The sequence below is a fragment of the Paraburkholderia lebeckiae genome, assembly GCF_014201005.1.
Lineage (GTDB): Bacteria > Pseudomonadota > Gammaproteobacteria > Burkholderiales > Burkholderiaceae > Paraburkholderia > Paraburkholderia tuberum.
Map to the genome: position 1 here is coordinate 518,309 of NZ_JACHDK010000001.1, position 12,965 is coordinate 531,273.

Below are 12,965 nucleotides of genomic sequence, written 5' to 3' on the forward strand. Positions count from 1 at the left end.
AGAATCGCATGACCGAATTCAAGGACACTCAACAGCAGCTCACGAAATTCCGCCTGCGCGTCGCGGCGGCGGGCCTGTTCGTGTTTGTCTGCTTCGGGCTGATCGGCTTCCGCTTCCTGTTCCTGCAGGTCTGGCACTACAGCAAGTACTCGCTGCAAGCCGATGAAAACCGCATCTCCGTCGCGCCGATCGTGCCGAACCGCGGCATCATCACCGACCGGAACGGCGTCGTGCTCGCGAAGAACTACTCGGCCTATACGCTCGAAGTCACCCCGTCGAAGCTGAACGACACGCTCGATAACGTGATCGACAACCTCGCCACCGTCGTGTCGATCGATGCGCGCGACCGTCGCCGCTTCAAGAAGCTGCAGGAAGACTCGAAGAACTTCGAAAGTCTGCCGATCCGCACGCGCCTGACCGACGACGAAGTCGCGCGCTTTACCGCGCAGCGCTTCCGCTTTCCTGGCGTCGAAGTGCGCGCACGGCTGTTCCGCCAGTACCCGCTCGGGCCCACCGCCGCGCACGTGATCGGCTACATCGGACGGATTTCGCAACGCGACCAGGACCGCATCGACGATGCCAGCGATCAGAACGACAGCGATCCGGACCACTACGATCCGCGTCTTGACGCGAACAACTACAAGGGCACCGATTACATCGGCAAGATCGGCGTCGAGCAGAGCTACGAGACCGAGCTGCACGGCCAGACCGGTTTCGAGGAAGTCGAGGTGACGGCGGGCGGCCGCCCGGTGCGTACGCTGTCGCGTACCCAGGCGACGCCGGGCAACAACCTCGTGCTGTCGCTCGACATCGGCCTTCAGCAGGTCGCCGAGCAGGCGTTCGCCGGACACCGCGGCGCGCTCGTCGCGATCGAGCCGTCCACCGGCGACGTGCTCGCGTTCGTGTCGGCGCCGAGCTTCGATCCGAATTCCTTCGTCGACGGCATCGACCAGCAGACCTGGGACGAGCTGAACAACTCGCCCGACCATCCGCTCCTGAACCGGCCGCTGCACGGCACCTATCCGCCAGGCTCGACCTACAAGCCGTTCATGGCGCTCGCCGCGCTGACGCTGCACAAGCGCACGCCGAGCTGGGGCTTCCAGGACCCCGGTTACTACACGTTCGGCGGCCACACGTTCCGCAACGACGTGCGCTCGGGCCAAGGCTGGATCGACATGAACCGCGCGATCGTCGTGTCGAACGACACGTACTTCTACATGCTCGCGCACGATCTCGGCGTCAACAACATCGCGAACTTCATGAAGCCGTGGGGCTTCGGGCAGATCACCGGCATCGACATCGCCGGCGAAGCGAAGGGCATCCTGCCGTCGACCGACTGGAAGCGCCACGCGTACCGCCGCCCCGAGCAGCAGAAGTGGTACGAAGGCGAAACGGTCAGCCTCGGCATCGGCCAGGGCTACAACTCGTTCACGATCCTGCAGCTCGCCCATGCCACCGCGACGCTCGCGAACAACGGCGTCGTGATGAAACCGCACCTCGTGCGCGACATCGAGAATCCGATCACGAAGGACACGCGGCCGGTGGTGCGCGATCCGAGCGACAAGATCGCGGTCAAGCAGCAGGACATCGACTTCATCAAGCGCGCGATGGAAGGCGTGGTCACGAACGGCACGGCGGCCAAAGTGTTCGCGGGCGCGCCATATCAGGCGGCCGGCAAGACCGGTACCGCGCAGGTGTACTCGCTGCAAGGCGCGAACTACAAAGGTCACGCGGTTGCCGAGAATTTGCGCGATCACGCGCTGTTCATCGCCTTCGCGCCGGCCGATCAACCGAAGATCGCACTCGCGCTTGTCGTCGAAAACGGCGGCTGGGGCGCGGAGGCGGCCGGTCCGATCGCGCGCAGGGTGCTCGACTATTACCTGGTCGGCAAGAACAAGCCCGGCGCGGAAGAAGCGGCCGTCGCGGTAGCGGCATCGACCACGCTCGAAGCATCCGCGCCGCAGGTCGGCGATACGCCGGCCTCGCATGAGGACGCTCACTCGCTCAAGATTGCCGCGGGCTTTACGGCACTGCCGATGCCGGGGGCGGCGGCTGCCGCGGTGGCCTCGGGTGCGTCGGCGGCTGTTGCGGCTTCGGGCGCGAATGGCGCGTCTGCGCCGGTGGCGGCGTCGGCTGGCGCGGCGGCAACGGTGCCGGCCAGCGCGCCGGCAGCGGCTTCGGCCACCGCGGCGCGCGCGGCCTCGGCGGCGAAGCCGGCATCGGCTTCGGCCACGGCAAAGAAATCCGCGTCGCGTACGTCCGGCGCCCCGCACCAACCCCGTCCGGCAAGCGAGCCGGCGCCGAGCGTCGCGGCACCATCGCGCGAGGACAGCTTCCAGGGCGCGTCGCCGCGCCAGCCGGCCGCCGGCGGCATCGACGAATAAGGAGAAAGGCATGCAATTCGACAAGCGCGCCTGGCTCGAGCGCATCAAGCGGATGTTCGTAGGCTTCGACCGTCCGCTCGCACTGATCGTGTTTCTGCTGCTGTGCGTCGGCATCGTCACGCTGTACAGCGCGACACTCGACATGCCGGGCCGCGTCGAAGACCAGTTGCGCAACATCCTGCTCACCTTCGTGCTGATGTGGGGGCTCGCCAATGTGCCGCCCAATACGCTGATGCGCTTCGCGGTCCCGCTCTACGCGTTCGGGATCGCGCTACTGGTCGCGGTCGCGATGTTCGGCCTTACGCGCAAGGGCGCGAAGCGCTGGATCAACGTCGGCGTGGTGATCCAGCCATCGGAAATCCTGAAGATCGCAACACCGCTGATGCTCGCCTGGTACTACCAGCGCCGCGAAGGCGTGATGCGCTGGTACGACTACCTGGTCGGCTTCGTGATCCTCATCGTGCCGGTCGGCCTGATCGCGAAGCAGCCCGACCTCGGCACGGCCGTGCTCGTGTTCGCGGCCGGCCTGTTCGTGATTTATTTCGCGGGGCTGAGCTTCAAGCTGATCGTGCCGGTGCTGATCGCGGCAGTGATTGGGGTTGGGTCGATCGCGGCGTTCCAGGACAAGATCTGTCAGCCCGAAGTGCAGTGGCCGCTGATGCACGACTACCAGAAGCACCGCATCTGCACGCTGCTCGATCCGACCTCGGACCCGCTCGGCAAAGGCTTCCACACGATTCAAGCGGTGATCGCGATCGGCTCGGGCGGCCCGCTCGGCAAGGGTTGGCTGAAGGGTACGCAGGCGCATCTGGAGTTCATCCCCGAGAAGCACACCGACTTCATCTTCGCGGTGTTTTCGGAAGAGTTCGGTTTGGCAGGCGGAATCGTGCTGCTCACGCTGTACATGCTATTGATCGCGCGCGGGCTCTACATCGCGGCCAACGGCGCGACATTGTTCGGGCGATTATTGGCCGGCTCGTTGACGATGGCGTTCTTCACGTACGCGTTCGTCAATATCGGCATGGTGAGCGGGATTCTGCCGGTGGTCGGCGTGCCGTTGCCGTTCATGAGTTACGGCGGCACCGCACTGACTACATTAGGCGTCGCGATCGGGCTGATCATGAGCGTCGCGCGACAGAAGCGGTTGATGCAGAGCTAACCGCAGCTAGCGGCACGCAGCAAACGACAATGCAAAAAAGGGCGCTCGTTGGGAGCGCCCTTTCGCTTTATTGCTGCTTCATTACTGCGGCTTCACTTCCTTCTGATCGCGCAGCTGCGCGCTCAACTGCTGATACTTCAGGCGCGCGGCCGGATCGCCCTGCGCCGCCGCGGCCGCGTAATACGCGCGCGCCACATTCAGATTCCGATCGACTCCATCGCCACCACGCTCGTAGAACGAGCCGGTCACGTACTGCGCGGTCATGTCGCCGCCCTGCGCCGCTTTCTTGTACCAGACGAACGCCTGCTTGTTGTCACGCTCGGTACCGCGTCCGTCGAGAAACTGATTCGCGAGCGCGAGCTCCGCCTGCACATGGCCCTGCGCGGCCGCCTTCATGAACCAGCGATGCGCCTCCACCGGATCGCGCTCGACGAACTCGCCATCGTCGTACATCTTGCCGTACACGTATTGCGCGTGCGACATGTTCGCGTCGGCGGCCTTGCGCAGCCACTTCTTGCCTTCGTCGACGTTGACCGGCGTGCCTTCGCCGTTGAGCAGCATCATCGCGTAGTTGAACTGCGCAAGCCGGCTGCCGCGCTCGGCGGCCTGGCGGAATTCGGTCAGCGCCGCGCCAAGGTTGCCGGCGTTGTAGTCGGCCACCGCGGATTGCGTCTGCGGATCGTTCGCCTTGGCGACGTGATCCTGTGCATACGCGGCATTCCACGCGCCACTAGCGAGCAACGCCGCCGCGATGGTCACTTGCGCGCTCACCCGCGCAATTATCCGCCCGGCACCGCCCTGCACTCTGCCGTTCATGACCTCACCTCCTGTAATGCCTGGCGCGTCGCGCGCAACATCCAGATCACGTCGGCGGCCAGCGCCACGAAGCGAAACCCCGCGTCGCGATGCTGCCGCGCGCTGGCCACGTCCATCGCGAAGATGCCGGCGGCAATGCCGGCTTTGTCCGCCGCGCTAACGATACGCGCCATCGCCGCCAGCACGTCCGCGTGTTTCGCGTCGCCAAGATGACCAAGGCTCGCGGCCAGATCGGCCGGACCTACGAACAGGCAATCGACGCCCGGCGTCGCCGCGATCTGCTCGACCTCCCGCAAACCGCGCGCCGATTCGATCTGCAAAATCGTCGCGATCTGGGCGTTGGCCGTCTGCACGTAATCACGCCGCATGCCGTAACCGGCCGCGCGCACGACGCCCGCGACGCCGCGCAGGCCGTCGAGCGCCTCGGCGGTCGGATATTGGGTGAGCCGCACGGCGCGTGCCGCGTCTTCGGCGGATTCGATGTTCGGGAACATCAGCGTGCGCGCGCCGGCGTCGAGCACGCGCTTGACGAGCCACGGCTCGCTCGCGGGCACGCGCACCACCGGCTCGCTCGGCAGATGGGCGGCGGCGATCGCGCGCAATTGCGACTCGACGCCGCCGCTATCGTTGGGCGCGTGCTCCATGTCGATCAGCAGCCAGTCGAAGCCGGCGTGTGCGAGTGCTTCGGCGGCGGCCTCGCTGCCGAGCGACAACCACAGCCCGAACAGCGGCGCGTTGTCCTTCAGACGTTGTTTGAGGGAGTTGGTGAAGGTGCTCATCGGCTGGCCTCGCGCAGGTTTGCAATGCGAAGCGGGGCCAGATAGCGAATCGGGCAGGCACTGGGGCGCTGACGGCCTCGTTGCCTGCTGCGACGCGATGCGGTGACCGGCATGTCTCGCTCCGTGTGTTGGTCGGAACGATCATACCGTGACAATAACGCGAGAGTTCGCTCGCGCGGCGGGGCGTGGGTTCAGGTGGGAAGCGAGTCGCGGACCACGTCGGCCCAGCAATTCGGCGTCTCGTACAGACGCACTTTGTGCAGGCGCAGGTTCACGCCGTAGTGCGCGTCGTAGACGTTCGCGAGAATATCGAACGCAATCGCGGCGAGGTTTTCGACGGTCGGAATGCGATCGAGCACGACCGTCTTGTGACCCGCCATGCTGTCGAGGAAGCCACGCACCTGCGTGTCGCCTTCGTAGACGAGAAACGCGTGGTCCCACTTGTCGACGAGGTGCTCGTTTGCGAGCGACTTCACGTCGGCGAAGTCCATCACCATGCCGCGATCGGGCGCGCCTTCGGTGTCGACCAGATCGCCTTGCAGCGTGATTTCGAGCACGTAGCGATGGCCATGCAGATTACGGCACTGGCTGCGGTGATCGGGAATGCGGTGGCCCGCGTCGAATTCGAGTTTTCGGGTAATCGTCAGCACGGCAAATCAGGGAATGTTCAGATACTTGTGAGTCTGCATCGACAGGCGCCACTGCGGATGACGTTTGCACCAGTCGATCGCGAGCTTAGTGTTGATGTCGCGCGACGGGCCGTCCATCGGTTGGACGAGGAAATACTCGAAGTCGAGTTTGGCGTAATCGTCGAGGCGCTGGTTCTCCTGCGGGATCACGACCTTCAGTTCGTTGCCCTTCGTCACGACGAGCGGCGCGTCGGCCTTCGGGCTCACGCAGATCCAGTCGATCGTGTCGAGCACCGGCAGCGAGCCGTTGGTCTCGATCGCGATCTCGAAGCCGGCCGCGTGCAGCGCGTCGACGAGCGGCTGATCGATCTGCAGCATCGGCTCGCCGCCGGTGCACACGACGAAGCGTTCGCCCTCGCCTTGCGGCCATTGCGACGCGATCATCGCGACCAGTTCGTCAGGTGTGCGGTACTTGCCGCCGTTCTCGCCGTCGGTGCCGACGAAATCGGTGTCGCAGAAACGGCAGACGGCTTCCGCACGATCCTCTTCGCGGCCCGACCACAGATTGCAGCCCGCGAAACGGCAGAACACGGCCGGCCGCCCGGCATTCGCGCCCTCGCCCTGCAACGTGTAGAAGATTTCCTTTACCGCGTACGTCATGCTGCCTTCTGTCCTGTGTTCCTGAATCAATGATGGGCGCTCTCGCGCGAGCCCGTCAGACCGGCTCGGTGACTTTTTCGCCGGCGAGGTAGGCCTCATAGCCACGTTTGCGCAACCGGCATGCTGGGCATTCGCCGCAGCCGAAACCCCATGAGTGCAACTCGGCCCGTTCGCCGACGTAGCAGGTATGCGTCTCGACGCGCACCAGTTCCACCAATGCGTCGCCGCCGAGTTCGCGCGCGAGCCGCCACGTGTCGGCCTTGTCGAGCCACATCAGCGGCGTCTCCAGCGCGAAGCGCTTGTCCATGCCGAGATTCAGCGCGACCTGCAGCGCCTTCATCGTGTCGTCGCGGCAATCGGGGTAGCCCGAGAAGTCCGTCTCGCACATCCCGCCGACCAGCACCTGTAAACCACGCCGATACGCGATGGCCGCGGCGATCGTCATGAACATCAGATTGCGGCCCGGCACGAACGTGTTCGGCAACCCATTGGCCGTGGCTTCGATTTCGATCTCGCGCGTCATCGCGGTGTCGCTGATCTCGCCGAGCAGCGACAGGTCGATCGTGTGATCGTCGCCGAGACGGTCGGCCCACGCCGGAAACGCACGCACGACGGCCTGACGGAATCCTTCGCGGCATTCGAGTTCGACACGATGACGCTGACCATAATCGAAGCCGACCGTTTCGACTGTGTCGTAACGGTCGAGCGCCCACGCGAGACACGTGGCGGAATCCTGGCCGCCGGAAAACAGCACGAGCGCGCTACGCTTAGCGTCTTTGCGGATCACCGTGATACTCCGTGAATGAGAGTGCCACGTCGCGCTGCGCGAGGTGCGCCATGCAAGCGGCGCGACGTGTGCCGACACTGTGCCGGCCCAAAGCAGTATAGGTCGCGCGTTGCGCGGGAACGTGGCTGGGCGCTTATACCGCCGATTGTCGGGCGAAGGATTGGGTGCTTCGGTGCGACTCCATCGGTACCGCATTCGCGCGGTGCACGACCGTGCGACGCCTGCATGCAAGTCTTTGAACTGGCGCGATTTTATCACGCGACACCGAATGTCGCCGACGCCAGCTGTTCCACGCGCGCGGCTTCAACTGCATGGCAAGCCGAAGTGACGACTTGTCCGCCAAACGGAAAAGCCCCAGGAATCTTGCGATTTCCTGGGGCTGAATCCTGGTGGCCTGGGGCGGAATCGAACCACCGACACGCGGATTTTCAATCCGCTGCTCTACCAACTGAGCTACCGGGCCAACGAAGAACGAAACTATATCAAGCGATCCGCAGTTCAGCAAGCCCTTTCATAAATAATCTGCTGGGCCGCGTTCGCATGCAACACGTGGCGCTCACTCCCCTTTGTTCTTGCCGAGATCGACGCCGAGTTGCTTCAGCTTGCGATAAAGATGCGTGCGCTCGAGACCGGTCTTCTCCGCGACACGCGTCATGCTGCCGTTCTCGCGCGCGAGGTGATATTCGAAGTACGCGCGCTCGAACGCATCGCGCGCATCGCGCAGCGGAATGTCGAACGAGATCGACGCGGTTTGCGCGACGAGCGCGCCGCCGCCGACGCCGTCGGACGACAGTATCGGCAACGCGGCCGCCGACGCGACTGACGATGCGCTGACCGGCAACGCCGGCTTCGCAGCCACGCCGCCAGGCACGGCCGCCGCGTTACCACGCGCGAGTCCCTGCTCGACCGCCTTTAACAGCTTCTGCAACGCGATCGGCTTTTCGAGGAAGTTGAGCGCGCCGATCTTCGTGGCCTCGACCGCGGTGTCGATCGTCGCGTGACCGGACATCATGATGACGGGCATCGTCAATTGACCTTGCGCGGCCCATTCCTTGAGCAGCGTCACGCCGTCGGTGTCCGGCATCCAGATGTCGAGCAGCACGAGGTCCGGCGCCTGACGCAGACGGAACTCGCGCGCCTCCTGCGCGTTTTCAGCGGCCTCCACGACGTGTCCCTCGTCGCTGAGGATCTCCGAGAGCAGTTCCCGGATGCCCATTTCATCATCTACCACCAGGATGGTTGCCATTTAAGCTGCCCTTGTCTGCACTGTTGCTTTTGTCGTTCCCTGCGACGCGCCGCCGTGCGCCGGATGCGCACCCGAACCAGGTGCACCCGGCTGCGCGGAGTCGTCCGCCAGTTGAAGGAAGAGAATCGAAATCTGCGCGCCTTCGATCACGTCGCCGGCCTTCATGCGATTGCGAATGTCGATGCGCGCGCCATGTTCGTCGACGATCTTCTTGACCATCGCAAGTCCCAGACCCGTACCCTTGGCCTTGGTCGTCACGTACGGCTCGAACGCGCGCGTGAGGATACGCGCGGGGAAGCCTGCTCCGTTATCCGACACTGTCAGACGGACCGCGACGCGTGCCTTGCCTTGCGCGTCGGGGTCTCCGTATTCTACTGTCCTCGTCTCGAGCAAAACACGCGGATGCGCGACTTCGGCGACCGCGTCCTGCGCGTTCTGCAGAAGGTTGTGGATCACCTGACGCAACTGCGTCGCGTCGCCGCGTATCGCGGGCAAGGCCGCGAGCTCGACCTGGATCGCGCCCTTGCCTTCTTCGATACCGTACAGCGTGAGCACCTCGCTGACCAGTTCATTCAATTGCAGATGCGCGAGTACCGCGGGCGGGGTGCGTGCGTAGTCGCGGAAATCGTCGACCATCTGCTTCATCGCGGCGACCTGATTGACGATCGTCGTCGCGCCGCGCTTCAGCACGTCCGCATCCGACGGCGCGAGCTTGTCGGCGAGCTTCATCTGCAATCGCTCTGCCGACAGTTGAATCGGCGTGAGCGGATTCTTGATCTCGTGCGCGAGGCGCCGCGCGACTTCGCCCCATGCGATCGAACGCTGCGCGGAGATCACGTCGGAGATGTCGTCGAACACGATCACGTAGCCCGCGGTCTGCATGTCTTCAGCGTCGCGCTCGTTCGCCGCGACGAGGCGCGCGCCGCGCACGAGCAGCGTGAGCGGCTCGGTTTCGCCCGGCACCGGCACCGAGAACTGTTGCTGCCAATGGCCGTTGTGGTCATGGCCGTCTTCACTCGCCGCTTCGCGATCGGCGAATGCCTTGCGCACCATCGCGCCGAATTCATCGAGCACGCCGATCTGATCGAGCGAGGAACCGAGCACCGTCTGGAACGGCTGACGGAAAATCCGCTCAGCGCCTCGATTCGCGGTGGTCAGCCGGAATTGCCGGTCGAACACGAACACACCCGCGGTCAGGTTCGCGAGGATGCTCTCGAGATACGCCTTCGAATGCTCGAGCGCGATACGATTTTTCTCGACCGCCCCGCGCGCTTCCGACAACTGCCGCGTCATCGCGTTGAACGACTGTGTGAGGAAACCGAGTTCGTCGCGCGACTTGATCTCGCGCTTTGGCGTGTAGTCGCCCTCGGTGATTTCCTTCGTGCCCTGCGCGAGCAGGAATAGCGGCCGCGCGAGCTGATTGCCGAGCGCCAACGCGAGCATCATCGCGATGAAGGTCGCGAGAAACAGCGACAGCGTCAGCGTACCGATGTACATCTTGCGCAGGCCGGTGCGGCCGAGCGCCTTCTCCTGATACTCGCGATACGCGCGCTGCACCGAGTCGGCATTGCGCGCGAGTGTCGTCGAGACCGGCTGCGTCAATTGCAGGAAGCGCTCGGCGGGCTGCAATAGCGACGCGTTGGCATCGGGAATACGCTGCACCACGCGCAGACGCAGTGCGCCCTTGCCGCCCTGCGCATTCGGATCGCCGTCCACTTCGCCTTCGATCGCCGCATAGCCGTGGCCACGCGCCTGCTCGATCATCAGCGGTGTCGGCAGATCGTTCGGCAGCAGCATCGCGTAGTTGCCGGACGCCTGCGCGACCACGTGCATGTCCGGCGTCGCGCCAGACATGCTGCGGGTCGGCTCGACGATCGTCGCGTCCTGCACGCCGAACTGGTCGCGCAGACGCAGCAGCGTCAACGTGGTGCCGGCCGCATCGGCGCTCGCGAGCTGCTCGGACATCAGACGCGCCTTCGTCTGCAGATCGGACAGCGACGCGTCGAGCATGCCGCGCCCGAGATTGAGGCCGGACGCGAGCGCGGTTTCGACGTTCACGTCGAACCACGACTCGATGCTGCGCGACACGAACTGATACGACACGATGTAGATGATGCCGCCCGGCACCACACCGACCAGCGCCATGAAGAACGCGAGCTTCGCGAGCAGCCGTGTGCCGAATTTACCCGTGCGTAATCGCACGATGATGATGACGACGAGCGTCACCACCACCAGCAGAAAGATCAACGCGACCGCGACGTTGGCCGCATACAGCCACTGGTAATAGCGGTCGAAGAATTCGGTGTTCGCGCTGGCGGCGGCCAGCAACACGAGCAGCAACACGGCCGTCACCGCGACCGTCGACACGAGCACGCGCACGACGATGCTGCTGACACTGGTGGAAGATGAGCGCACTTTATTTAGCACGATCGGCGGCCGTGAAAGTGAAGCGCTTCCAATCGGAGGCGAGGTTCCAGTCGCGGTTGTTCACCGCGTCGATCTGGAACGGCTTGGGCATCAGCCCGATGTCGAGTTGCATGCGCACCGACGCGTTATAGGTTTCGCCGACCCGCACCTGATTGCGGTCGATCACGTGCCACGACGTCACGTGCTTGATCACCGCGAGCGCATCTTTGAGCGTGGAAAAGCCGAGCTGCAAGCCGCCCGACTGCACGCTCGACACGCGATATTCGCGCGTGAGCGGCTGGAACGACAGCCGCAAACTTTGCGACACGCTGACCGGCTGCTCGTCGAACCAGTACCAGCGCGGCCGGCTCAGTTCGAAATCGGTCGTGAAATAAAGCGGAATGCCTTTGTTGACCGCGTCTTCGAGATTGCTGTTCAGCTCGAATTCGAAATGCGCGTCGAGACTCCAGCCGCCGTTGTCGGCCTGCAGCGACGCCCGCTGCACCGCGATCGAGTCAGCGTGCGCCGCGCCCGGCGCTGCAAGCCAGACGGCCAGCGCGATCCAGAGCACGGCAGCGAGCCGAAGCGGGAAGAAGCGTTTTATGGTCACCGTTTCTGAAAGCGCGCGTAGAAAAATCCGTCGTGGTCTGAGTTCGTGCCGGCGCTGAATTCAGCGGGTCGTCCAGCATGAGAACCGGCCGATGGGTCGGCGGGCGCGCGGGCAACTGAGGGTAAAAGCTGCCCCGGCGCGTCCAATCGTACCGCATCCTGATGCTGGTTTCCAAACCACTGTGCCTGCAACTCGCCCTCTTCGGGGAAGATCGAACAGGTAACGTAAAGCAACTCGCCGCCTGGTTTCACGAGCGGCCACAGCGCGCCGAGAATGCGGCGCTGTTCGGCGACGAGCGCGGCGATATCGGACTGGCGACGCAGCCAGCGAATATCCGGATGACGCCGCACGATGCCCGACGCCGAGCACGGCACGTCGGCGAGGATGCGGTCGAACGGCTGGTCGAGGTCGTCGTGCCATTGCGCGGGGTTGCCCGCGTCGCCGATGCGCACTTCCGCTTCGAGCTTCAGACGCCGCAGGTTTTCGCCGATGCGGCGCGCGCGAGACGCATCGCTTTCGAGCGCGATGAGTTGAATGTTGGCGAGTTCGAGCAGATGGCCGGTCTTGCCGCCTGGGGCCGCGCATGCGTCGAGCACGCGCATGCCGTCACGCACGCCGAGCAATTGCGCGGCCAGTTGCGCCCCTGCGTCCTGTACGGACACGACACCTTCGCTGAAGCCCGGAATGCGCTCGACCGGCATTGGCGTCGCGAGCGTGACCGCGTGCTCGCCAGCCTTGCTTGCGGCGATCTGCTGGCGTTGCAGCACTTGCAGATAGGCGTCGACCGTCGAATGGCGCGCGTTCACGCGCAACGTCAGCGGACCTTGCGTGTTGCCGGCGGCCAGCACCGATTGCCACGCCTCGGGCCATGTGCGCTTCACCGCGTCGATCCACCAGGCAGGATAGTTCCAGCGCGCTACTTCATCGGCTTGCACGGAGGCGAGCAACGTGTCGCGCTCGCGCAAGAAGTTGCGCAGCACCGCGTTGACGAGCCCCTTCGCGAACGCGAACTCGCGACGCGCGCCGATCACCTTGACCGCCTGGTCGACGACCGTGAACGGCGTATAGGCGGCGCTCGCTTCGTCGTCGACGAGCAGCGCGAGCGCGCACGCGAGCATATGCGCAACATGCGGCGGAGGCGCCTTCTTCACCAGCTTCGCGATCAGCCACTCGGCGGTCGCGAGACGGCGCATCGTGCGATAGGCGATATCCTGCACCGCGCCGCGCGCCGCTGCGGCGTTGCCCTCGGGCACCGCCACGAGAACGCTTTGCAGCGCCGCGGGCAAGGCTGCGCCGAGACGCACGGCGCCGACGGCCTGGGCCGCGCAATCGAGTGCGAACCCGAGCGATTCGGGCGACAGATGCAGCGGCGACAAACGGGATTCGCGCGAACGCGCCGACGAGGAAGCAGAACGCGAAGAAGGCTTTGAAGTCATGAAGGGAGCAAGGGCACGCCGCACGGTGCGCGCGGCGCAATCAGCGCACATTG

At 64.7% G+C, this 12,965-nt stretch carries 11 protein-coding genes and 1 tRNA gene; 2 read left to right on the forward strand and 10 right to left on the reverse strand.

The genetic code is table 11. From position 1 onward, the window contains the following. Positions 1-8: 8 nt before the first annotated feature. Positions 9-2,384 carry a penicillin-binding protein 2 gene (gene mrdA, locus HDG39_RS02365; protein ID WP_184002907.1) on the forward strand — a complete coding sequence of 792 codons (2,376 nt, stop codon included), beginning with the start codon at positions 9-11 and terminating at the stop codon, positions 2,382-2,384. 10 nt (positions 2,385-2,394) lie between these two features. Beyond that, on the forward strand, positions 2,395-3,543 hold the full coding sequence (gene rodA, locus HDG39_RS02370) for a rod shape-determining protein RodA (protein WP_184002909.1): 1,149 nt from the start codon (positions 2,395-2,397) through the stop codon (positions 3,541-3,543). A gap of 81 nt (positions 3,544-3,624) precedes the next feature. On the opposite strand, the gene HDG39_RS02375 is transcribed toward rodA, so the two are convergent. From HDG39_RS02375 to rsmB, 10 genes are all read right to left on the reverse strand, one after another. Beyond that, positions 3,625-4,359, reverse strand: a complete 735-nt coding sequence (locus HDG39_RS02375; RefSeq protein WP_184002911.1) for a tetratricopeptide repeat protein — start codon at positions 4,357-4,359, stop codon at positions 3,625-3,627. Beyond that, a complete protein-coding gene (locus tag HDG39_RS02380; RefSeq protein ID WP_184002913.1) occupies positions 4,356-5,138 on the reverse strand; it encodes an HpcH/HpaI aldolase family protein in 783 nt (260 codons plus the stop codon). Before HDG39_RS02380 ends, HDG39_RS02375 begins: the two co-directional genes overlap by 4 nt. A 191-nt stretch (positions 5,139-5,329) precedes the next feature. Then, a complete protein-coding gene (gene queD, locus HDG39_RS02385) occupies positions 5,330-5,785 on the reverse strand; it encodes a 6-carboxytetrahydropterin synthase QueD (RefSeq protein WP_026225556.1) in 456 nt (151 codons plus the stop codon). A gap of 9 nt (positions 5,786-5,794) precedes the next feature. Beyond that, on the reverse strand, positions 5,795-6,427 hold the full coding sequence (gene queE, locus HDG39_RS02390) for a 7-carboxy-7-deazaguanine synthase (RefSeq protein ID WP_184002915.1): 633 nt from the start codon (positions 6,425-6,427) through the stop codon (positions 5,795-5,797). Positions 6,428-6,482: 55 nt separating this feature from the next. Beyond that, positions 6,483-7,214 carry a 7-cyano-7-deazaguanine synthase QueC gene (gene queC, locus HDG39_RS02395; protein ID WP_184002917.1) on the reverse strand — a complete coding sequence of 244 codons (732 nt, stop codon included), beginning with the start codon at positions 7,212-7,214 and terminating at the stop codon, positions 6,483-6,485. Between the two features lie 387 nt (positions 7,215-7,601). Then, positions 7,602-7,677 (reverse strand) — tRNA-Phe (locus HDG39_RS02400). A 93-nt stretch (positions 7,678-7,770) separates the two neighbouring features. After that, positions 7,771-8,460: a response regulator transcription factor EsaR gene (gene esaR, locus HDG39_RS02405; protein WP_184002919.1), complete on the reverse strand. Its 690-nt coding sequence runs from the start codon at positions 8,458-8,460 to the stop codon at positions 7,771-7,773. Further along, on the reverse strand, positions 8,461-10,887 hold the full coding sequence (locus tag HDG39_RS02410; RefSeq protein WP_184002921.1) for a sensor histidine kinase: 2,427 nt from the start codon (positions 10,885-10,887) through the stop codon (positions 8,461-8,463). Further along, positions 10,877-11,476: a DUF4390 domain-containing protein gene (locus HDG39_RS02415; RefSeq protein WP_013088051.1), complete on the reverse strand. Its 600-nt coding sequence runs from the start codon at positions 11,474-11,476 to the stop codon at positions 10,877-10,879. The genes HDG39_RS02410 and HDG39_RS02415 overlap by 11 nt, the downstream gene beginning before the upstream one ends. Beyond that, positions 11,473-12,912, reverse strand: coding sequence for a 16S rRNA (cytosine(967)-C(5))-methyltransferase RsmB (rsmB, locus tag HDG39_RS02420; RefSeq protein WP_184002923.1), 1,440 nt, complete (start codon positions 12,910-12,912; stop codon positions 11,473-11,475). The genes HDG39_RS02415 and rsmB overlap by 4 nt, the downstream gene beginning before the upstream one ends. Between the last annotated feature and the right edge of the window lie 53 nt (positions 12,913-12,965).

Excerpts from the sequence above, each read along its gene's own strand:
- mrdA (WP_184002907.1), top strand. The coding sequence starts at position 9 with ATGACCGAATTCAAGGACACTCAACAGCAGCTCACGAAATTCCGCCTG.
- rodA (WP_184002909.1), top strand. The coding sequence starts at position 2,395 with ATGCAATTCGACAAGCGCGCCTGGCTCGAGCGCATCAAGCGGATGTTC.
- HDG39_RS02375 (WP_184002911.1), bottom strand. The coding sequence starts at position 4,359 with ATGAACGGCAGAGTGCAGGGCGGTGCCGGGCGGATAATTGCGCGGGTG.
- HDG39_RS02380 (WP_184002913.1), bottom strand. The coding sequence starts at position 5,138 with ATGAGCACCTTCACCAACTCCCTCAAACAACGTCTGAAGGACAACGCG.
- queE (WP_184002915.1), bottom strand. The coding sequence starts at position 6,427 with ATGACGTACGCGGTAAAGGAAATCTTCTACACGTTGCAGGGCGAGGGC.
- esaR (WP_184002919.1), bottom strand. The coding sequence starts at position 8,460 with ATGGCAACCATCCTGGTGGTAGATGATGAAATGGGCATCCGGGAACTG.
- rsmB (WP_184002923.1), bottom strand. The coding sequence starts at position 12,912 with ATGACTTCAAAGCCTTCTTCGCGTTCTGCTTCCTCGTCGGCGCGTTCG.